Here is a 22,771-nt window from a genome sequence, read left to right as displayed (position 1 = left end):
GGTACATGTCTCTTATGCTTTATAAAAAGGAAGGGCGAAGATATAATAATTTGGAGTTTCGCTGCTTGGTAAGGGCAGATTTTAAAATTCATTTAACGGTTTGTGGGTAAAGCATTTCCTAATTCTTAAATTTGACGACAAAAGCAGAAAAATGAAATATCAACAAATAGATAACAACTTGTTTGTAAAGAACCGCAAGAAATTTATGGCCAGAATGAAGCCAAAAAGTATTGCCGTTTTTAATTCCAACGACCTTTATCCAATTGGTGCAGATAGCACCATGCCTTTTGAACAAAATAGGGATCTGTTTTATTTAAGTGGTGCCGATCAGGAGGAAACCATTTTGTTGTTGTTCCCTGACGCCCATGAGAAAAAGCATAGGGAGGTCTTGTTCGTAAGGGAGACCAATGCACACATTGCAGTCTGGGAAGGGGAAAAATTGACCAAAGAAAAAGCCACGGAGGTATCTGGTATCGAAACCATTTATTGGTTGACCGATTTTGATAAGATCTTTTATGATCTAATGACCGAAGTGGAAACTGTATATTTTAATACCAACGAGCATTACCGGCAGGCGGTGGAGACCCAAACCAGGGAAGATCGGTTTATAATAAAATGCAAACAGGATTATCCTGCGCACCTATGGGCCAAGAGCAGTCCTATATTACAGCAAATTAGGGGGGTGAAGGAGCCAGAGGAAATCGCCATCATGCAGACGGCCTGTAATATTACTGAAAAGGGATTCAGGCGCCTATTGCAGTTTGTAAAGCCAGGCGTAATGGAATATGAAATTGAAGCTGAATTGCTGCACGAATTTATCCGCAATAGGTCCAAAGGCTTTGCCTATACCCCGATTATTGCTTCGGGCAATAATGCCAATGTGCTACATTATATAGAAAACAATAGGGAATGCAAGGATGGGGATATGTTATTGATGGATGTAGCAGCGGAATACGCCAATTATTCCAGCGATCTTACCCGTACCATTCCCGTCAACGGCAGGTTTACCCCAAGGCAGAAAGCGGTCTATGAAGCAGTGCTGCGAGTAAAGAATGATGCCACAGCCATGTTGGTGCCTGGAACCATGTGGGGGGAATACCATAAGGAAGTAGGTAAGTTAATGACTTCGGAGTTGTTGGGACTGGGCTTGTTGGATAAGGCCGATGTGCAAAATGAGGATAAGGACTGGCCCGCCTATAAAAAGTACTTTATGCACGGTACCAGCCATCATATTGGCTTAAATACGCATGATTATGGAGCCTTAAAAACACCTATGGTGGCCAACATGGTCTATACGGTAGAACCCGGGATATATATCCCCGATGAAAAGATGGGCATAAGATTGGAAGATGATGTGGTTATACAAGAAAAAGGTGCTCCCTTTAACCTAATGGCAAATATTCCTATTGAAGTGGAGGAGATTGAAGAGTTGATGAATGCCAATTCCTAATTAATCAACGTAATTATTTTAGAAGAGCTGGTAGAATCCAGCTCTTTTTTGTTTTTAAAGACTTTCTTTTTAGCTAGATCACTTGGAAGACAAGTACTTACTTATTTGATTTGAAACTACAAATATCGCTAATGCGGGCAGTACCCACCCCAATCGGTATTCACTTAAGGGTATCCATTCAAAAAAATCTTTTCTTGGAGCCCAATTTCCCAAACTGCCCAAAAAATCCGGGATACTAAAAATGATGGTAGTGATTACCACAGCCTTAAACACCCTTGGTGGAGCCCATTCTTCTGGCATTACATTCAGGAGGATCAATATAATGGTGATGGGATATATAAACATAAGCGCCGGAAAAGCTACCGTAATAATATAGGCTACATTGAATTGTCCCATCACAATCCCAAGAAGGCAGCCCAAGATAGCCGTAAGCAGATAGGCATGTTTGTATTTGGGGAGTCGGTCCTTGATAAAATCAGCGGTTCCTGTAACAATACCCACGGCAGTGGTAAAACAGGCAAGACTCACTAATATGCTAAGGAAAATATTGGCGTTATTGCCCAGGCTTTGTTTACTTAATCCGGTAAGCAATTCTATTCTGGTGATATTTAATTCAAAATTATTGTGGTTCATGGCTCCCGTAAGGATAAGGCCTGTGTAAATTATAAAAAGGCTTAACCCTGCCAACCAACCTGCATTGCGCACCAATGTTTTTTTGTCCTTAAAGGATGCGTCCGACTTTAAATTAATGGAGACAATGATTACACCCCCGACCACAACGGCACCAATGGCATCAAAGGTTTGATACCCTTCCAAAATGCCATCGCTAAAAGGATTAGTAATTTCAGTGGTCCCAAAGTTGAAGTCGAGCGTAAAAAAGCTTGTAACAATTATCAGAAACAAAATAAATATGATGGCAGGGGTGAGAAATTTGCCAAGTATGTCCAATAGTTTGGACCGATTAATCACAAAAATAAAAACTAAGGAAAAATAGATGATACTGCTTAGAAGGGCGGGAGTATCGAAAAAGGGCTGCACCGCCATTTCGTGGGTTACGGCAGCAGTACGGGGTGAAGGCAGGCTTATGGAAATGGCATAGATCAATAAAGAATAGACAAGACTAAACTTGGGGGAGACCTTTTTTCCAAAGTCATATATGGTCCCCTGTAATTTCGCATGGGCCAAAATTCCCATAATAGGTACTAAGACCGCAGACATTGAAAACCCCAAGGCTACCAACCACCACCAATTTCCAGACTGAAACCCAAGTAAGGGCGGGAGAATTAAATTTCCTGCCCCAAAAAATAAGGAGAATAATGCAAAGGTGGTGACAAGGGTATCCTTAGTATTGGGCATTTAAGGTAATTTAAGATGAAAGATAGTTTAAAAACCGTTTAGTTTAAATGGGTATATAAACGCCCAATAAGTGCAGTTGGTCGAAAAAATCAAATTTTGCTAAAAAAAAACGAAAAAAAAACAGGTTGCACCCAATAAATGAAAGGGTGTTGGCGTTAATTATCTGAAAGTCATTTAATAAGTGCTTTCACCTATTAATCTAAAGTTTAATTTTTGCATTTTACGGTCCCCTAAACCTTACCAATGCCACCTAAAAAACCTGCATTATGAAGAAAGTTATAACAGACTATGGAACAAAACTCAGCGCCCTTTGCTGCAGTATTTTTGGACACCACTACATAGTATCCAAAAAGGTTACCTTACATATCAAGGAATATAAATGTGTTCATTGTAATAAGGAGGTGACTACGGATGTAAGTGGAAATCTATCCAACTTGACCCCAGAATTGCAGGACATCAACAATACCTTACAAGATATTTATCAGAAAAGACATAGGGCCACCCAACAGGTAGCCTAAACCATGCTTGGCAACTTAATTCCGACCTTAAGCGGTATCGGAGTTTTTGAAGTTATTCCCGTAAATTAGAAGAACGCCCATATTCTTGGCTGTCTTGCGCCCCACGACAGTTAAGTAAGGAACGTCCTTGGTTTTCGGGAATTCTTTTTTTTAAAATTATCCTAACAAGATCCCTTTACTTTATGAAAATGAATTCCAACCCTGTGCGGTAATAGGAATTTTAGTATTGCTCCTGCTAATTAAATGAACGCCTTCACCCTTATCCGTCATATGGCCTACCACCGTAAAATGTGGATTGCCCTTTATTTTTGGAAAGTCCTTTTGGTCTATGGTAAACAATAGTTCGTAATCTTCACCACCACTTAAAGCTACCAATGTACTGTCCATTTTAAATTCTTCACATGCCGAGATTACCGTTGGATCCAGCGGAATTTTATCTTCGAATAAATTACAGCCTACCTCACTTTTATCGCATAAATGCAAAATTTCGGAGGAAAGTCCATCGCTGATATCGATCATGGAGGTGGGGAGAATCTCCAACTTTTCCAACAAGCCTTTTATATCCCTTCTGGCTTCTGGCTTCAATTGGCGTTCTACAATATAGGTGTAGGGAGATAGGTCTGGTTGATTGTTCGGATTTACTTTAAAAACTTCCTTTTCCCTTTCCAAAACCTGTAAACCACAGTAGGCACCGCCCAAGTCTCCGGAAACTACTAATAGATCGTTGGGTTTGGCCCCACTTCTATACACTATATTCCCTTCCTCGGCTTCCCCTATGGCGGTAACACTGACCAACATTCCTTTGGTAGAGGAAGTAGTATCTCCACCCACTAGGTCTACTTTATAGATTTCACAGGCTAAGGCAACCCCGCTGTAAAATTCTTCCAAGGCTTCTAAAGGAAACCTATTGGAAACGGCTATGGAAACAGTTATTTGGGTGGCCGTGGCGTTCATGGCGTAGATATCGGATAAATTTACCATGACCGACTTATAGCCCAAGTGTTTTAAGGGCATATAGCTAAGGTCAAAATGCACTCCTTCTATCAAAAGATCCGTAGATATTACGGCTTTTTTGTCCTTAAAATCCAACACGGCTGCATCATCACCTATACCTTTTATGGTAGATTTATGTTGTAAGGTGAAATTTTTGGTAAGATGTTTTATCAATTCAAACTCACCCAATTGATCCAGTCCCGTCTTTTCTTGATTCTTGTCTTCTATCATGCTGCAAAAATAAGGAGTAAATCCATTATAACCTTAATAAAGAATCTATAAGTAACAATCTTTGGGTCCTCTAACTTTTGGTCTGGGCCAGCCAGCGGGTAGGAAGGGTGGGGTGAGCTATTTTGGGCATTCTAGAAAGAGGTAAAATAAATATTCTGGTAAACGACAGTGTCAGTGGCAAGTTCTAGGGTTATTTTCTCCTGTGTTAGCAATGTCCAATAAAAAGCCGGACCTAAATAAGCATTCTAATTTATACTTAAATGGTCCGGCGTTTTAAATCAAGTTCTAATCAGTAGTCTATCCCAAAGAATATCCTGCCCTGTAGTTACGTTTTACATATTTGTTTGCAGGTTCAAAATTGGTAACCCTCATGTTTTCTGCATCCCATAACAAACGTTTTCTTCCGTTGTATTTTGAACCTCCCCAGAAGCTGCCTTTATCGGCATTGGGGTCTACTTCAAAATAGGCCTTTAACGCCAAGTTACCTATAAGGATACTTTCGGTAAACGGACCTGCATAATCAAAAGAAGAACTGGTTTCGGCATTACCATAACCGGCCATACAGGCATTTACCCATTGTAGGTAGTGGCCTTCCGGAACTCTGGCAATTGTTTCTGCAACTTCGAATTGCTCGTTTAAAGACAAAGGAAGCAATCTTGGGTTGGCACCATAACAGTCCGCCAATAATTTACCTTTGGTACCAATAAACATTACACCACCATCCCAGTTGCCCAATGCCTCGTCATCGCCCATTTCGTCTGGTCTTTCCGGTAGAAGTCCGCCGTCCATCCAAGTAACTTTTACAGTGCCTTTGCCATCGGTTCTTGGATAGCTCAGATGTATTTTACTGGAATTGGGGAAACTCTTAGGATAATCAGCTGTTTCAAATTTTCCTTTAAAGGAATCGGAAACGCTACATTCAACTTGGTTAGGATATAGAATAGGAAGAATTCTGTAAACCGGATCCATAATATGGCAGGCCATATCACCTAATGCCCCTGTTCCAAAATCGGACCAGCCCCTCCAATCAAATGGAAGATAGGCATCGTTATAATCGCGCATTTCAGCAGTTCCCAACCAAAGATCCCAGTTTAAACCTTTTGGAATTTTATCCTTTTTGGTTGGTGTTTGCAAGGCTTGTGGCCATATGGCCCTGTTGGTCCAACATTTCACGGTGTGGACATCGCCAATGATACCTGTATCATAGAGTTCTTTCATTTTACGGACTCCGTCACCAGATCCACCTTGATTACCCATTTGGGTAACTACCTTGAATTTTTTTGCTGCTTCGGTAAGCATTCTTGCCTCCCAGATATCGTGTGTTAAAGGTTTTTGGACGTAGACATGCTTGCCCATGGACATGGCCATATAAGCGGCAACGGCATGATTGTGATCTGGAGTCGATACCGATACGGCATCAATATTGTCCTTTTCATTTTCCAACATTTTCCTAAAATCGGCATAGTATTTTGCCTTTGGGAACGATTTTCTGGAATCAACGGCCTGTCTGTCATCCACATCGCAAAGCCCAACTATATTAACATTGGGACTTTCTGCAAAAGATGCAATATCACTTCTACCTTTACCACCGGCACCAATGCCGGCAATATTTAGTTTGTCACTTGGGGCAACATAACCAGGACCTCCCAAAACGTGTCTTGGGACGATCATAAATCCGGCAGTTGCCAGGCCGGTACCTTTAATAAAATCTCTTCTCGAATTGTTACTAAATGCGGTCTTTTTTTTGGACATAATTTTTGAAAGTTTTCTATTTTTTTAAAATGGATTTGAATTTAAATTAATTTTCTGTAATCTACATAAAGATGTTTTAATAAATTTCTATATATTTTGTTAATTTATCAGTTATTGCCTGAAAACTGTTTTTTCCTAGAAGGATTTTAGATAGTTGTTATTAGTGGTTTAACTGTAAATATATGGATTGAAAATACATTTTGTAGCATAAATTTATTTGAAATTTTAATCGTTTAAGCAAATTCCGTCTTATTGGCAAACTTATTATATATTGTAATATTATTTTATTTAAAAGTTTTTATAGTTAAGAAATGAAGAATACTATTTTCCCTCGCCTGCCCCTTATCTTATTTTTTTTAGTATTTAATCTCTCATGTGAGCATAAGGTAGAATATGACAGACCTATTGATACATGGGTATTTAGATCGGTAATGGATAAACAACCAAGAATGCTGACGGTTGCCCTGAATAAGGATTTATATACTTGTTACAACCTGCAATCCGGAAATCTTTATAAAGTATGGAAAGGAGGGGTTAATTATGAGGGCGCCGTTTATACCACCGCACATGGTATTCAACCAACAAGTTTTGGTTTTTCCTATGTGCAGGATGATTCCCAGCAAACACAATGGCGGATAAAAGGCCCTGATGGGGTAGAAATTCCTGAAATCAATTATTTGGGTTATTCCTTTATTAATGGTCAAGTTGGAATAAACATTGAATTGATATCAAAAACAGGAAAATCGGTTAAGATTCGTGAAATTCCGGAGTACGACTTGGAAGAAGGTCGTTCGGGATTGGTAAGGACCTTTACCTTACTGGAGGGTTCTTCCAATGATCTGGTACCACTTTTGCATTATAACACGGACAATGAATTGGTGTATAAAGAAGTCCTGAAAGGGGGAGAGAGGGTGGAAAATAACAATGGATTGTTGCTTTCCAAAAATACCTTGGTAAAGACGTATTTTAATCCTGTACCTGAAGATTGGACGCCAACAGTAGCAGATGACCTGGGAATGATCTCAGTTGGAAAAAAAATAGTGGAAGGGAGCGATTGTAGTGCCTGTCATCTTCAAAAAGAAAACCTGGTAGGACCCGCATATGATTCCATTGCTAAGAGATACCCTTTTAATTGGGCCTCTGTTGATGCCTTGGCGGATAAAGTTAGACTTGGAGGAACTGGTAATTGGGGCACAACGGCCATGTCTGCCCATCCTGATATATCTAGGTCCGAAGCACAGAATATGGCCTATTATATTTTGTCGTTGGATGGTGAGCCCGAACCTGAAGAAAGGGTAGTGGATATTGCCTTGAACACACCCGACATCGCCTTTGCCCTGGACAATGAAGATCGAAGAGGTGCCGATAAAAAGGTAAAACAGACTGGGGCGGCAGTAAGTTTATACTTGGTAAACGACAGTGGGGATCTGTATGAAGACCTTACCAAGAGCACCTTGCCAATATTAAACGGAATTGCACCTGCGATTCATTTACCAACTTCTGGGGTGTTGGGAGAAATCAATGAACATTTCTATATGGAGTTTAAAGGGTTTATAAAATCTTATGAAAGGGTCAATAAAACCTTTAGGCTTATAAGTGATGATGGTTCGGTATTAAAGCTAAATGGTTCCGAAATAATTGATAATAGAGGGGATCATGGTGCTGAGGCCGTAAACGCATCGGCGGTATTGGAAAAGGGGTGGAATGAATTCTTACTGCAATTTCATCAAGGTGGCGGAGGTTATGGCCTTTCGCTTCAATGGTCAGATGATGGGGAGCAGTTTACAGTGGTCCCTGATTCCGTATTTTATCACGATACCAGTGCTTTTCGGAAATTATTACCCTATGTTTCAAAAAAGGCAAGTACGGTTCCCGGAGACCAAATGCCTTTGAACGCAGTGCACCCGTCATTCGACATGTTTCAGGCCAAACCCTCGGAATTTCATCCACGGATAGGAGGTATAGATTTTATCGACAAGGAGAAAATGGTCATCTGTACCTGGGACGCCTCCGGCTCCGTTTATATTTTGAAAAACTACAATACAGAAGACCCTGAATCCATAGAAGTTAAGCAAATCGCCAAAGGTTTGGCCGAGCCTTTGGGAATTAAAATGGTAGATGGGGAACTATATGTTCTGCAAAAACAGGAACTTACCAAATTGATAGATACTGATGGTGATGAGGTAATAGACGAATACCAAAAAGTATGTGATTCCTGGAACGTTACCTCGCATTATCATGAGTTTGCCTTTGGATTGGTCTATAAAGAGGGTAGTTTTTACGCTACATTGGCAACGGACTTAGGTTCGGAATTTAAAGAAGTTAAGGATAGGGGAAAGGTAGTAAGAATAAGTAAGGACGGAAGCGAAGTGGAAGTGATAGCCGAAGGGTTTAGAACCCCCAATGGTATTTCAGAAGGACCCGATGGTGCCCTTTATGTGGCGGACAACCAGGGTAATTGGATTCCTACAAGTAAGATTGTACGGGTGGAAAAGGGCAAATTTTATGGATTTAAACATGCAGATTGGGAGCGGGTGAAGGATTATAAGGAAGATCCTCCATTGGTTTGGCTTCCACATGGCGAAATTAGCAATTCACCTAGTCAACCTGCCATTTTGAATATCGGACCGTATAAGGATCAAATGATCCACGGGGATGTTACCCACGGAGGCATTAAAAGGGTGTTTATTGATGAGGTTGACGGTGTAAAACAGGGTGCTGTTTTTCGTTTTATTCAGGGATTGGACGCCGGGATCAACAGGACGGTCTGGGGACCCGATGGCAATCTATATGCCGGCGGAGTGGGCTCTGGTGGAAACTGGAGGCATGAGGGGCGACTTTGGTATGCCCTACATCGCTTTAAATACAATGAAAAATCCACTTTTGAAATGTTAGCGGTCAGGGCCCAAAGCAATGGTATGGAAATTGAATTTACCGAACCTATAGCTACTGATGCATTGGTGGATACTGAAGCCTTTGAGGTGGAACAATTTTATTATGAAGCAACGGAGGACTACGGTGGCCCAAAATTGGGAGTGGAAGGGCTCAAGATCAAATCTGTTCACCTTGGGGCAGATAGGAAAAAGGTATTTTTGGAGATTGATGGTATAAAAGAAAACAAGGTGGTTTATATACATATTACAAAGCCACTTAAAGACGAAAAGAACCAGCAGCTGTGGTCAACGGAAGCTTGGTACACCATGACCAAAAAACCTGTGGACGGCCCAGGAAACAAAAATCCATAAATTGTAGGGGCTATGGAGCCTAGGGATTTGGTGCCTGTAGAAGGGGCAATCTGGGTTTGTCTTTATAGGATCCGGTCAATGGGTTTTTACCGGTGTTCAATGAATCTATTTTTAGTAGAATATAAATGCTTTCCTTAAGGGATGCAATTGCTCATTTTTACTTTTGGAAACCATTGAATATGGGCCATGCTAAAGGGTTCTGGACCATAGTTTCCAATAAAAACCCCGGCCATGTTGCCCAGAACGATCTACCTGGATTAAAAGGTCTCCTCTATTTATCCTTTCAGCCATAAGAAATTTTGATTTGGCTATTCGTTATATTAATGTTAGGAAATATGGTAAAACCCTACTTATGTACTATATTTGTAAACTATTTAGATTAAATCCAATTAAGAATGATTAAAGTATCTGAAACAGCTAAGCAGAGGGTTATGGCCCTAATGGCCGAAGGAGGCTTTGATGCCAGCAAGGATTACGTGCGGGTAGGTGTTAAAAGCGGAGGTTGCAGTGGATTGTCCTATGAGCTTAATTTTGATAATAAGACCACGGAAACCGATAAAATTTTTGAGGATAATGCAGTGCGTATTGTAGTGGATAAAAAGAGTTTTCTTTATCTAGTTGGTACCGTGCTGGAATATTCCGGGGGACTTAATGGCAAAGGGTTTGTATTTAATAATCCCAATGCCCAAAGAACTTGCGGATGTGGAGAGAGTTTCTCTCTTTAATGTAACAATGATGTAAAAGTTTAAATGTACCCATGTGTACATTAGAGATGATAAGTAATTAACCAATTGTTACATTGAACAATTGTTAAATTAGGAAGAATGGCATATACAGAGGAAGAATTAAAGAAAGAACTGGAGACCAAAGAGTATGAATATGGTTTCTACACGGATATAGAATCGGATACCTTTCCCAATGGTCTAAACGAGGAAATAGTAATAGCTATTTCCAAAAAGAAGGAAGAACCCGAATGGATGACCTTATGGCGATTGGAATCCTTTAAAATCTGGAAGGAAATGGTAGAGCCCGAATGGGCAAATGTTAAATATAAGAAGCCTGATTTTCAGGCCATTTCCTATTATTCCGCACCAAATAAGAAACCGAAGTACGATAGTTTGGACGAAGTAGATCCGGAATTGCTGGACACCTTCAAAAAATTGGGTATTTCTTTGGACGAACAGAAGAAGTTGGCCGGGGTGGCCGTAGATATCGTAATGGATTCGGTATCGGTTGCCACCACCTTTAAAAAGACGCTTGCCGAAAAGGGAATTATATTTTGTTCCATTTCTGAGGCCATTAAGGAGCACCCTGAACTGGTCAAAAAATATATAGGTTCCGTAGTTCCACAAAAGGACAATTTTTATGCAGCTTTGAACTCGGCAGTTTTTTCCGATGGGTCTTTCTGCTATATTCCAAAAGGCGTTCGTTGCCCTATGGAACTTTCCACTTATTTTAGAATCAATCAGGCTGGAACAGGTCAGTTCGAAAGAACCCTCGTAATTGCCGATGAAGGCAGTTATGTAAGTTATTTGGAAGGCTGTACCGCCCCTTCGCGAGATGAAAATCAATTGCATGCCGCAGTGGTAGAATTGATCGCATTGGACGATGCCGAAATTAAATATTCTACAGTGCAAAACTGGTTCCCGGGAAATAAAGAAGGGCAAGGTGGTGTTTACAATTTTGTAACCAAAAGGGGATTGTGCGAAAAGAATGCAAAAATATCTTGGACACAGGTCGAAACCGGTTCTGCAGTTACTTGGAAATATCCATCATGTATACTTAAAGGGGACAATTCTATTGGGGAATTCTATTCCATAGCCGTAACCAATAATTATCAACAGGCGGATACCGGTACCAAAATGATCCACCTAGGAAAGAATACCAAGAGTACTATTATTTCCAAGGGAATCTCGGCCGGGAAGTCACAAAACAGTTACCGTGGATTGGTACAGGTGAACAGTAGGGCGGATAATGCCCGGAACTTTTCCCAATGTGATTCCTTGCTTATGGGTAACGAATGTGGGGCACATACATTCCCATATATAGAAGTAAAGAACAAGTCCGCACAAATAGAACATGAGGCCACAACCAGTAAAATAGGGGAGGATCAGATATTCTATTGCAATCAGCGGGGAATAGATACGGAAAAGGCTATTGCCTTGATCGTAAACGGATTTAGTAAGGAAGTACTCAATAAATTACCAATGGAATTTGCGGTGGAAGCCCAGAAACTATTGGAAATAAGTTTAGAGGGTTCTGTAGGATAACAGAAATCCCTTAATAGATAAGTGGGATCTTTAGACATAGGGAGAACACTACTATTTCTTTACACATAAAAAAGAAGATTATAATAAAATGCCGAAGGCGCCCAATTATTTTAAATAATTAGAATTAAGAACAATGCTGAAAATTAACAACTTACACGCTAGAGTAGAGGATAAGGAGATATTAAAGGGAATAAACCTAACGGTTAATGCAGGGGAAGTACATGCCATTATGGGACCGAACGGTTCAGGGAAAAGTACCTTGGCAGCCGTAATTGCCGGGAAGGAAGAATTTGAGGTTACCGAAGGAGAGGTGTTTTTGGAGGGAGAAAATCTGGAAGACACATCACCAGAAGACAGGGCACATAAGGGAGTATTTCTATCCTTTCAGTATCCTGTTGAAATACCAGGTGTTTCTGTCACCAATTTCATGAAAACCGCTATCAATGAGTCAAGAAAGGCCAAGGGATTGGAAGATATGCCAGCCAAGGATATGTTGAAATTAATTCGTGAGAAATCGGAATTGTTGGAAATTGATAGAAAGTTTTTGTCGCGGTCTTTAAACGAAGGCTTTTCAGGAGGAGAGAAAAAGCGTAACGAGATTTTTCAAATGGCCATGTTGGAACCCAAATTGGCTATTTTGGATGAAACGGATTCCGGTTTGGATATTGATGCCTTACGTATCGTGGCCAATGGGGTAAATAAATTAAAGAGCAAGGATAACGCTGTCATAGTTATTACCCACTACCAGCGTTTATTGGAATATATTGTACCCGATTTTGTACATGTATTGCACAATGGAAAGATCGTAAAATCGGGCAACAAGGACCTTGCTTTGGAATTGGAAGAAAAAGGGTACGATTGGTTGAAACAGGAAACTGTGATATAGTTTCAGGTTTAATTAGTTTCTGGTTATGGCCACTATAGTGAGGTTTGAAGATTTGGATATATGGAAAGAAGCAAAAAGTTTAAGCTGTGAAATTATTCAAATTGTAAATGTAACCGAGCTAAAGGGAGATTATAAACTAAGAGACCAAATTAAGGGCTCATCTGGATCTGTAATGGATAATATAGCTGAAGGCTTTGAAAGAGATGGAAATTTGGAATTTAGACAATTTCTTTCGGTGGCTAAAGGATCGGCAGGAGAAACTAGATCGCAAATTTATAGAGTTTATGATTCTGGTTATATTTCAGAGAAAGAGATGATTAGACTGACTGTGGAATATGAAAAATTAAGCAGGCGGATTGCAAATTTTATTACTTACTTAAATAAAAAGGACTTTAAGGGCATAAAGTTCAAATAACTTTGAACAATAGAAACTTGAAACTGCAAACGTCAGTTTGCTAAACAAGAAACATAAAATGGATTTAAAAGAAAAATTAGTTTCCTCATTCTTGGCTTTTGAAAATAGTGTGGATGTAGATCATCCGGTACACGATATACGATCGGAAGCCATAAAGAATTTTGAGACAAAGGGATTTCCCACTAAAAAGGAGGAGGCCTGGAAATATACTTCCTTAAATACACTACAGAAAATAGATTTCAGCATCTTTCCGAAAAAGGAGAGCATGTTGGAATATAGGGATGTAAAAAAATATTTTCTTCATGAAATAGACACCTTCAAGATTGTTTTTGTGGACGGGGTATATAGTTCCTTTCTGTCCGAGACTACGCATGATGGTGTAGATGTGTGTTTAATGAGCTCTGCCTTGAACAAACCTATGTACAAGCAGATAATAGATGTTTATTTCAACAAAATAGCATCGAAGGTTGATTCCATGACCTCATTAAATACTGCATTCAGCAAAGAGGGAGCCTATATTTATATTCCCAAAAATAAGATTCCGAAAAAACCGATAGAAATTGTTCATTTTTCCACTGGTAATGAAGCAGCGCTATTATTACAGCCTAGAAATTTGATCATCGCGGAGGAAAATGCAGAGATGCAGATTATAGAACGCCATCAGAGCCTTACGGCCAATGAGGTGTTTACCAACTCGGTAACCGAGATTTTTGCGGCCAAGAATGCCAATGTAGATTATTATAAGGTGCAGAACGATTTAACAACTGCCTCCTTGATAGACAATACTTATATAGATCAGAAGGACGGAAGTGTTGTAAAGGTTCATACCTTTTCTTTTGGTGGTAAATTAACCCGTAACAATCTCAATTTCTACCAAAATGGGGAACGTATAGATTCTACCATGAAGGGGGTTACTATTATAGAGGAAAAGCAGCATGTGGATCACCATACTTTGGTGCACCATATACAACCCAACTGTGAAAGCCACCAAGATTATAAGGGCATTTACGGGGAAAATGCCACTGGTGTTTTCAACGGGAAGATTATTGTGGACAAGATTGCCCAAAAGACCAATGCATTTCAGCAGAACAATAATATTTTGGTTAGTGATAAGGCTACGATCAACACAAAACCACAGTTGGAGATTTTTGCAGATGATGTAAAATGTTCCCATGGCTGTACCATAGGACAATTGGATGAGGAGGCCTTATTTTACCTTCAATCGCGAGGGATTCCAAAAAAGGAAGCGAGGGCATTGTTGATGTATGCTTTTGCTAACAACGTTTTGGAAAGTGTACGGATCCCGGAACTAAAAGTGAGGATCAATAAGCTTATTGCCAATAAATTGGGGGTTCGTTTAGGATTCGACCTATAAAATCCGTGTTCAATTCTATTCCCATCATTGAATTTTTATCATGATACAAACTGTTCTAGATATATTAAGTATACGAAAAGACTTTCCAATACTAAATAGAAAAGTCAATGGGTATCCCTTGGTGTATTTGGATAATGCCGCAACGTCCCAGACACCGCAAAAGGTAATAGATACTATTGTGGATTATTACAGCAGGTACAATGCAAATATCCACAGAGGGGTACATACCCTTTCACAAGAGGCAACGGACATTTACGAACAGGCTAGGCAAAAAATACAGAAGCATTTTAATGCTGCCAAGCCTCAAGAAATTATTTTTACTTCAGGAACGACCCATGGTATAAATTTGGTGGCCAATGGTTTTGCCTCTTTTTTAAAAAAAGGGGATGAGATTATTGTTTCTGCCTTGGAACACCATTCCAATATTGTGCCTTGGCAAATGCTCTGTGAACGTACCGGGGCTGTTTTAAAAGTGATTCCAATGGGTTTGGATGGTAAATTGATTATGGCGGAATACCATAAATTACTATCCCAGCGGACCAAATTGGTTTTTTGTAATCATGTTTCCAACGCCTTGGGAACCATTAATCCTATAGAAGAAATTATAGAGGCCGCCCATAAGGTGGGCGCTGCGGTCTTGATAGACGGTGCTCAGGCAGCTCCTCACATAAAGGCAGATGTACAAAAATTGGATGTGGATTTTTATGTGGTTTCCGCCCATAAAATGTGTGGTCCCACTGGAGTGGGAATGCTTTATGGAAAAGAGGAATGGTTAAATAAATTACCACCGTATCAAGGCGGGGGCGAAATGATTGCGGAAGTAACTTTTGAAAAAACTACCTATGCCGATCTTCCCCATAAGTTTGAGGCAGGGACTCCCAATATTTGTGGTGGTATTGCCTTTGGAGCGGCCTTGGATTATATGAATGCCATCGGATTTGATGCCATTGCCCAATATGAGCACGAGCTATTGGAATATGCTACCAAAGAACTTTTGGCAATAGACGGATTAAAAATTTACGGGGATTTAAAGGAGAAGACTGCCGTTATATCTTTTAATATAGAAGGGCTGCACCCTTATGATATTGGAAGTATATTGGATAAGTTGGGGGTAGCCGTAAGGACGGGGCATCACTGTGCACAGCCTATCATGGATTTTTATAAAATACCTGGTACGGTAAGGGCGAGTTTTAGTTTTTATAACACTAAGGAAGAAGTGGATATATTGGTGGCCAGCGTAAGGAGGGCAAAGACAATGCTTTCTTAACTTCATTAGGTTCGTTTTCAATCTTTTAAATTGTTGATAAGCAAAATTACTTGTTGTACTTTTGTTGTGAATTGTTACCATTTTACAATGGGCACAAAATTTAGATATGAGTATAAAGGAAATACAGGAAGAAATTGTAGATGAGTTTTCTATGTTCGAGGATTGGATGCAGCGCTATGAATATATGATAGAGCTTGGAAAATCCCTTCCGATGATCAAGGAGGAATATAAGACAGAGGATAATATAATCAAGGGTTGTCAGAGCAAGGTTTGGGTACATGCTGAATTGGAAGGCGATAAGTTGGTTTTTACCGCCGATAGTGATGCCATCATCACCAAAGGAATCATTGCTATTTTGATCAGGGCCTTTAGCAATCAAAAGCCTAAGGATATCATTGATGCAGATACCAGTTTTATTGATGAAATTGGCCTAAAGGAACATCTATCCCCAACTAGGGCCAACGGTCTGGTAAGTATGATAAAACAATTAAAGTTGTATGCCGTAGCATACCAAACACAATTAAATTAATTCCCTATACTTGGGAAATTATTGGATAAAGCCTTTGTGCTAACCATAAAGATTTAAAATAATGAGCGAAGAATTAGAAACTATAGACACCCAGGAATTGGGCGAAAAAATAGTAAGGGTACTAAAAACAATTTACGACCCCGAAATACCTGTGGATATTTATGAATTGGGTTTGATTTATGATGTTTTCGTCAATGAGGACAATGAAGTAAAGATCCTAATGACCTTGACTTCACCCAATTGTCCGGTTGCGGAATCGTTGCCAATGGAAGTGGAAGAAAAGGTTAAGTCTATAGACGAACTAAAAGATGTTGAGGTGGAAATAACTTTTGACCCACCTTGGACACAGGAATTAATGAGTGAGGAAGCCAAATTGGAATTGGGAATGCTATAGTTAAGGCTTCCGATTTTTAATGGGATTGCTGAAATATTATTAAGAAACCTGTCGGACTCGCTGGAATTAATCCATTATTGGAAAACTGAAAATTTATGTCTGAAATTATAAATCGTGTCTCCCAAAGTAAATTGGTAACCTTTAATCTTGAGGATTATTATCCCAAGGGACACAGGGTGGTTCTGGATATTAAGGATTGGTTGTTTGAAGGTCTAATTCTCAGGGAAAAGGATTTTAGGGCACAATTGGAGAATTGTGATTGGAGTCAATACAAAGATTGTTTTGTGGCCTTAAACTGTTCTACGGATGCCATTGTACCTGGTTGGGCGTATATGCTAATTTCCACTAAATTACAGCCATACGCGAAGAAAATTATCATAGGGGATTTGGAAATGCTGGAATCCTCAATCTATCAATCCATCATAGAAAATTTGGATGTATCCGAATTTTCGGACAAACCCGTCATTATAAAAGGTTGTTCCAACAAACCTGTTCCGGCCAATGCATATTTGTGGGCAACAACCAAGATTCAAGCCGTAGCAAAAAGTGTAATGTACGGGGAAGCCTGTTCTTCTGTACCCCTGTTCAAGGTAAAATAATAGGCCATATCAACTCGAAATTTTGGCCTGTATTCCTTATTTTTGCTGCTTAATAAATAAAACACTAACTATAATGAAGAAAATTGTACTAGCAATTGTCACTATGATGGCTATGAACATTACTGTGGCCCAAAGTCTAGAGGAATTAAAAGCGGAGAAAGCCAGTAAAAAGGATTCCATTGCCGCAATACAAAAAAGGGTAGACGCCATTCAAGGGAAAATAGATGCCATACCTGGTTGGAAAAAAGGCGCTTTTGGTACCATTGGTGCCAGTCTTTCCGGATTTAACAATTGGTACTCCAAGGGCACTCCAAATTCCAGTGCAGGGAATATCGGTGTTACCGCCAATGCTTTTGCCAATCTTAATCAACCGAAATATTTCTGGAGAAATTCATTGAACATCAACCTTGGATGGGTAAAAATCGATGACAAGGATATTGATACTGACGATGATAGCTTTCGTTCGGCTACTGATGTTTTTAATATAACCTCTTTATATGGTCAGAAGCTGAGCGATAAATTCGCTATCTCTACCTTAGGGGAATATAGGACCACGATTATAGATAATTTTAATGATCCTGGCTATTTGGATATTGGGGTTGGAGCAACTTGGACCCCGATTGCGGATCTGGTAGTGGTTATCCACCCCTTGAACTATAACTTTGTTTTTAGCAATGAGGATACCGTTTTTGAGTCTTCCTTGGGTGCCAAAATAGTGGCCGACTATACCAGGAAATTGGGCAAAGTAAACTTTAAGACCAATTTGTCCATGTTTCAAAGTTATAAGAGTGCGGATTATTCCAACTGGACCTGGACCAACTCTTTTGGATACACCTTATGGAAAGGTATTGGTCTAGGGTTCGAATTTGGCCTTAGAAACAACAGACAGGAAGCCCTAAGCTATGCCATTGATAATCTTGATGTGGGCGACCCCACGCCTACTTTCGATTCTATAGACAATGATCTACAGACCTATTGGCTATTTGGATTAAACTATTCGTTCTAAAACGGATATCTCTAAGTTATAAAAAATAAAAGGCCCTCTATGAGGGCCTTTTTTGCAAAGTAGGATTTGTCAATTTTGGTTAGGCGATATATATTTTAAATTCCTGTCAGGAATAAACATCTAATTATTGTTCCGCTAAAATAGAGGATAGCTATTTGGGATATAAATTTTTGTTGTAAAACATTAAAATAGCCTTGTGAACTAGCTATTGATTGAGGTTTGGGTTTTAAAAAAGACACATTTGGGATTATATTGATATTATTAGGAACTATTGTTCAAGTGTAATCCATACAACAATTATATTTTTAATAGACGGAAGAAACCTGAATTTTCAATATCTTGTAGTATAATTCGATGGAGATGAAAAAGCTTATTCTCCCCCTCTTATTATTATATTCCTTTTTTTTGCTTTCCCAGAAAGAAGAGGATGGACTTCAATTGGGAAATTTCCCTATAGAAAATTATGGTCAAAAACAATATTCGGCCCATCACCAGAACTGGTTTATAACTCAGGATCAAACCGATTTTATTTATGCAGCCAATGGAGAAGGAATACTGGAATATGATGGCGCCTCCTGGAGACTTATCGCTTTTCCTGGTCTAAGGGCTGTTAGGACCGTAGTCGTTGATAGGAATAATGTAAAGTGGATTGGGGGAGATAGGGAATTGGGCTATTTGGTTCCCGACACCTTGGGAATGCTAAAATATAGATCACTAAAGGATAAGATTCCGGAAACCTACCCCCTAACAGCAAATATATGGCAGATCTTTCCAGAAGGGGACCGAATTATTTTTGCTTCGGACAATACACTTTACAGTTATAAAAATGACCAATTTACGGTGATACCACATCCAGGTGACGGTTCTATTTATAGGGAATATCAGGTTCATGGAAAAGTGTATGTAAGTATTATTGGTGAGGGGATGTTTGTAGTAAATGGGGAAAAGTTGGAATTAATTCCTAATGGTGAATTTTTCAAAAATATTAGGGCCACGGTTGCTCTTCCATTTGGACAGGATTCTGTACTTTTTGTAAGCAAAGGGGCTGGCATGTACCTATATAATGGCTCAACAATAACCAAAATGGCTAATGAAATTGAGGCATATCTAGATGGTAATCTTCTGTATGCAGGGCAAAGATTGACCAACACTAAATATGCTTTTGCCACCCTTAGAGGAGGTGTTGTACTTATGGATAATAACGGCAAATACTTAGGACATATTACTGAACAAAATGGTATTGCCAACAATCAGGTCCATGCCTTGTCCGTGGATAGGGAGGGAGCCTTGTGGCTGGCTCATCAAACGGGTATTTCAAAAGTATCACTTCAATTGCCTTATACATACTTTGATAGTCGAAATGGTCTTGATGGTACTGTTTCCTGTATTCTTAGACATGAAGGTAAATTATACGTTGGTACTTATAGTGGACTTTATGTATTGGATAAAGATATGGAGTCTGATTACCCTAAATTTCGAAAGATTGAAGGGATTACATCTGGTTGCTTTAATTTGCTATCTAAGGAAGGGGAACTTTTTGCCGCTTCTGCCAATGGCGTTTTCCTAATATCGGAAGAAGGTGTTCGGCAAGTAAGTAATTTGCTCGGGTGCCGGACCTTGGGGTTTTCAAAACTGTATCCCGATAGAATTTTTGTTGGGCATCTGCATGGATTGGCAAGTATTAAATATAATGATGGGGAATGGACGGAGGTACAAGATTTGGGACAGATAAATGATGATATTTTTTCCATAACGCCGGACGCAAAAGGGGGCTTATGGCTAGGAACATCTCTTAACCCTATCCTGAAAGTTGAATTTCCTGATTCGGAAAAAACAAATTCTGAATTTCAAATTGAAAACCTTTCAGTAGAACGATATACTCAGGGGCTGCCAAAGGGTTCTACTAATGTTTGGAGCCTTGGCGAAGAATTGTTTGTAACCACCGATGTGCTAAATGAACCCTTGTATAGATTGGATCCCATCTCAAAACAATTTAATCCGGAAAAGGAATTTGGCAAGAAATTTGGTCTCGATTCGCTGAATGTATTTCCACGTGCTTACCAGAGTAAAGGGCAATATATTTTGCTGGAATCTAAACCGGTACAAGGAAAAGTATATAGGTTCACGGCATACAAAAATGGTAATGGCGAATATAATGTTCAAAGATTTTATGATGAAGCCATTAGAAGTACTACCGAAACCCATCTTTTTTGGGAGGGTGAAAATCAGATTTGGTCTGGGGGAGAGGGTATTTACAAGTACGATTTTAATACTAATTATGATTTTAAAGACTCTTTTAGTACCTACGTTCGTAAAGTTATTGTTGGAAGTGATTCCATAATCTATGGTGGGGATCCCTCGATTCATCCGAATACAGTTCTAAATCATTCCAATTTTGGGATAAGGTTCGAATTCGCATCCTTAACAAGTCATCCTGAAGCTAACAATTATCAATATAATTTGTTGGGGTTCGATGAAAAATGGTCGGAATGGTCCCATGAGAATCGTAAAGATTATACCAACCTACCAGAAGGTGAGTACAGCTTCATGGTCCGGACAAGGAACATTTATGGCGATATTGGCCAAGTCGGCACATTCAATTTTGTAATACTCCCTCCTTGGTATAGGGCTTGGTGGGCATATGTAATATATGTGGTTCTTTTTCTTGGCTTTCTTTGGATAATTTTACAGTTGCGTTCCCGTCAACTAAGGATTCGGAACGAAGCATTGGAGAAATTGATAGAAATAAGAACCACGGAAGTTCAACATCAGGCCAACCAACTAAAAATACAGGCTGAGAAATTGCTGGATTTGGATAAGGCAAAATCGCGTTTTTTTGCCAATATTTCACATGAATTCCGTACGCCATTGACTCTTATTAAAGGCCCTATAGAGCAGTTGGAACAGAATTTTGACCAAAAATTAAGTATGGAAACGGTAATTATGATTCGCAGGAATGCGAATCGCCTTCTGAATATGGTTAACCAACTACTGGATCTGTCAAAAATTGACGAGGGTAATTTAAAACTTTCGCCTTCAGAAGGGGATGTCTTTAAATGTCTTAGGACGGCTGTCTCGTCCTTCAATTCTCATGCAGCTCAACGTAGGATCGACTACAGAGTAAGAATACCGACCAATATGCTTTGGGCTTCCTTTGACCGTGATAAACTGGAAAACATAGTGTACAACCTTTTGGGAAATGCCTTCAAGTTTTCTGAAAATGGTTCCGAAATCTCCTTTGAAGCAGATTATTATTCAAATAATCTACGAATACAAGTGTCGGATACCGGGTTGGGAATCCCAAAAGAACGGTTGCCATTTATTTTTGATCGATTTTATCAGGTAGATAACAGTGCCACAAAAGAGAAGGAAGGTTCTGGAATTGGTCTATCCCTTTCCAAAGATCTTATTGACCTAATGGGGGGAACTATTTCCGTTTCCAGTGTTGAAAACAAAGGAACCTTCTTTACCGTACTGATTCCGTTACAAGAAATAAAAACAAGGTCGATCAAAGTCGAATTGGTCAAGAATTCCAAGGAAATGCATCCCACTATTGCCAATGTGTATGAACTAAACCCTGGCGATTACAGGGATTTGCCAAGAATCTTACTTATTGAGGATAATAGTGATATGCGACAATTTATAAAGGGGCAGCTTATTGGAACGTATAGGGTAATTGAAGCGGTTAATGGTGAAGCAGGTTTACAATGTGCACTAAAGGATCCACCAGATTTGATTGTTACGGATCTGATGATGCCCCGGATGGATGGTATTGAACTTTGCCGAAAGTTAAAGACAGATTTGCACACCAGCCATATCCCAGTGATTATGCTTACTGCAAAGGCGGGAAGGGAAAACAAAATTGAAGGATTGGAAATTGGTGCGGACGATTACCTAACGAAACCCTTTGATGGAAAGGAACTTTTGGTACGGATTAGAAATCTGATAGAGCAGCGTAAATATCTTAGGGAGCTTTTTAGCAATAGGGACATTGGGATAGATCCTAAAAAAGTAACTGTTACTTCGGTAGATCAAAAATTTTTGGAAGAGGTACTAGCTTTGTTGGAGGATAAGTTTTCAGAACCAGATTTTGGGGTAGTGGAAATGCAAGTTGCATTGGCCATGAGCAAGACTCAATTGCACAGGAAAATAAAGGCCCTAACCAATGAATCACCAGGGGAACTGTTGCGCAACTTCAGGTTAAAAAGGGCAGCCCAATTATTGCGTCAAAAAGTGGATAACGTTACCCAAATAGCCTATATGGTCGGCTTTAATAACCTCTCGTATTTTGCCAAATGTTTTAAGCGATTATATGGTGTTCCACCGTCCGATTACTAAATTGCTTCGTCCCTTTTAGAATTGTCATTTTTTTGGCATTCATAATCTTTCTTTTTTTGACAATGGCAAAGCTTCCCAGGTTTCCATCCCAATACAATTCGTGCCCTTCACTAACAATACAAGCCTTTTAACAGTTTATTGGTCGCC

At 39.6% G+C, this 22,771-nt stretch carries 17 protein-coding genes; 14 read left to right on the top strand and 3 right to left on the bottom strand.

All coding sequences use genetic code 11. The features are described from left to right. The first annotated feature begins 151 nt into the window (after positions 1-151). A complete protein-coding gene (locus BUA60_RS01880) occupies positions 152-1,450 on the top strand; it encodes an aminopeptidase P family protein (protein ID WP_072860045.1) in 1,299 nt (432 codons plus the stop codon). 78 nt (positions 1,451-1,528) lie between these two features. Here the strand turns inward: BUA60_RS01880 and brnQ are convergent, their stop codons facing one another. Then, on the bottom strand, positions 1,529-2,806 hold the full coding sequence (brnQ, locus tag BUA60_RS01875) for a branched-chain amino acid transport system II carrier protein (RefSeq protein ID WP_072860044.1): 1,278 nt from the start codon (positions 2,804-2,806) through the stop codon (positions 1,529-1,531). 266 nt (positions 2,807-3,072) lie between these two features. On the opposite strand from brnQ, the gene BUA60_RS01870 reads away from it, so the two are divergent. Next, positions 3,073-3,324, top strand: a complete 252-nt coding sequence (locus BUA60_RS01870) for a hypothetical protein (protein WP_072860043.1) — start codon at positions 3,073-3,075, stop codon at positions 3,322-3,324. Between the two features lie 180 nt (positions 3,325-3,504). Here BUA60_RS01870 and thiL read toward each other — a convergent pair whose 3' ends face one another. Together thiL and BUA60_RS01860 are read right to left on the bottom strand one after the other, a co-directional pair. Beyond that, complete coding sequence (thiL, locus tag BUA60_RS01865) at positions 3,505-4,548, bottom strand: thiamine-phosphate kinase (protein WP_072860042.1); 1,044 nt, start codon at positions 4,546-4,548, stop codon at positions 3,505-3,507. 297 nt (positions 4,549-4,845) lie between these two features. After that, positions 4,846-6,300: a Gfo/Idh/MocA family protein gene (locus tag BUA60_RS01860; protein ID WP_072860041.1), complete on the bottom strand. Its 1,455-nt coding sequence runs from the start codon at positions 6,298-6,300 to the stop codon at positions 4,846-4,848. Between the two features lie 311 nt (positions 6,301-6,611). Here BUA60_RS01860 and BUA60_RS01855 point away from each other — a divergent pair, with 311 nt between their 5' ends. The 12 genes from BUA60_RS01855 to BUA60_RS01800 all read left to right on the top strand — a co-directional run bounded on the left by BUA60_RS01855 (position 6,612) and on the right by BUA60_RS01800 (position 22,624). Beyond that, complete coding sequence (locus BUA60_RS01855; protein WP_143153106.1) at positions 6,612-9,545, top strand: PA14 domain-containing protein; 2,934 nt, start codon at positions 6,612-6,614, stop codon at positions 9,543-9,545. A 395-nt stretch (positions 9,546-9,940) separates the two neighbouring features. Continuing rightward, positions 9,941-10,270, top strand: a complete 330-nt coding sequence (locus tag BUA60_RS01850) for a HesB/IscA family protein (RefSeq protein ID WP_072860040.1) — start codon at positions 9,941-9,943, stop codon at positions 10,268-10,270. A 99-nt stretch (positions 10,271-10,369) separates the two neighbouring features. Beyond that, positions 10,370-11,815 (top strand): Fe-S cluster assembly protein SufB, encoded by a 1,446-nt coding sequence (sufB, locus tag BUA60_RS01845; protein WP_072860039.1) that lies wholly within the window; start codon positions 10,370-10,372, stop codon positions 11,813-11,815. 133 nt (positions 11,816-11,948) lie between these two features. Beyond that, positions 11,949-12,701 carry a Fe-S cluster assembly ATPase SufC gene (sufC, locus tag BUA60_RS01840; RefSeq protein WP_031446219.1) on the top strand — a complete coding sequence of 251 codons (753 nt, stop codon included), beginning with the start codon at positions 11,949-11,951 and terminating at the stop codon, positions 12,699-12,701. A gap of 25 nt (positions 12,702-12,726) precedes the next feature. After that, positions 12,727-13,116 (top strand): four helix bundle protein, encoded by a 390-nt coding sequence (locus tag BUA60_RS01835; protein ID WP_072860038.1) that lies wholly within the window; start codon positions 12,727-12,729, stop codon positions 13,114-13,116. Between the two features lie 58 nt (positions 13,117-13,174). Next, a complete protein-coding gene (sufD, locus tag BUA60_RS01830) occupies positions 13,175-14,491 on the top strand; it encodes a Fe-S cluster assembly protein SufD (protein WP_072860037.1) in 1,317 nt (438 codons plus the stop codon). Between the two features lie 40 nt (positions 14,492-14,531). Continuing rightward, positions 14,532-15,758: an aminotransferase class V-fold PLP-dependent enzyme gene (locus tag BUA60_RS01825; protein WP_072860036.1), complete on the top strand. Its 1,227-nt coding sequence runs from the start codon at positions 14,532-14,534 to the stop codon at positions 15,756-15,758. Between the two features lie 106 nt (positions 15,759-15,864). Continuing rightward, entirely contained in the window at positions 15,865-16,287 is a 423-nt protein-coding gene (locus BUA60_RS01820; protein WP_072860035.1) for a SufE family protein, read from the top strand. Positions 16,288-16,348: 61 nt separating this feature from the next. Beyond that, positions 16,349-16,681 (top strand): SUF system Fe-S cluster assembly protein, encoded by a 333-nt coding sequence (locus BUA60_RS01815; RefSeq protein WP_031446224.1) that lies wholly within the window; start codon positions 16,349-16,351, stop codon positions 16,679-16,681. 95 nt (positions 16,682-16,776) lie between these two features. Further along, entirely contained in the window at positions 16,777-17,280 is a 504-nt protein-coding gene (locus tag BUA60_RS01810; protein ID WP_072860034.1) for a DUF2480 family protein, read from the top strand. 73 nt (positions 17,281-17,353) lie between these two features. After that, positions 17,354-18,286: a DUF3078 domain-containing protein gene (locus tag BUA60_RS01805; RefSeq protein ID WP_072860033.1), complete on the top strand. Its 933-nt coding sequence runs from the start codon at positions 17,354-17,356 to the stop codon at positions 18,284-18,286. Positions 18,287-18,646: 360 nt separating this feature from the next. Further along, positions 18,647-22,624, top strand: a complete 3,978-nt coding sequence (locus tag BUA60_RS01800) for a hybrid sensor histidine kinase/response regulator transcription factor (protein ID WP_178346950.1) — start codon at positions 18,647-18,649, stop codon at positions 22,622-22,624. The last annotated feature ends 147 nt before the right edge of the window (positions 22,625-22,771 follow it).

Origin of the sequence: Arenibacter palladensis (assembly GCF_900129275.1) — a bacterium.
Lineage (GTDB): Bacteria > Bacteroidota > Bacteroidia > Flavobacteriales > Flavobacteriaceae > Arenibacter > Arenibacter palladensis.
This window is presented reverse-complemented; position numbering and strand designations above follow the sequence as displayed.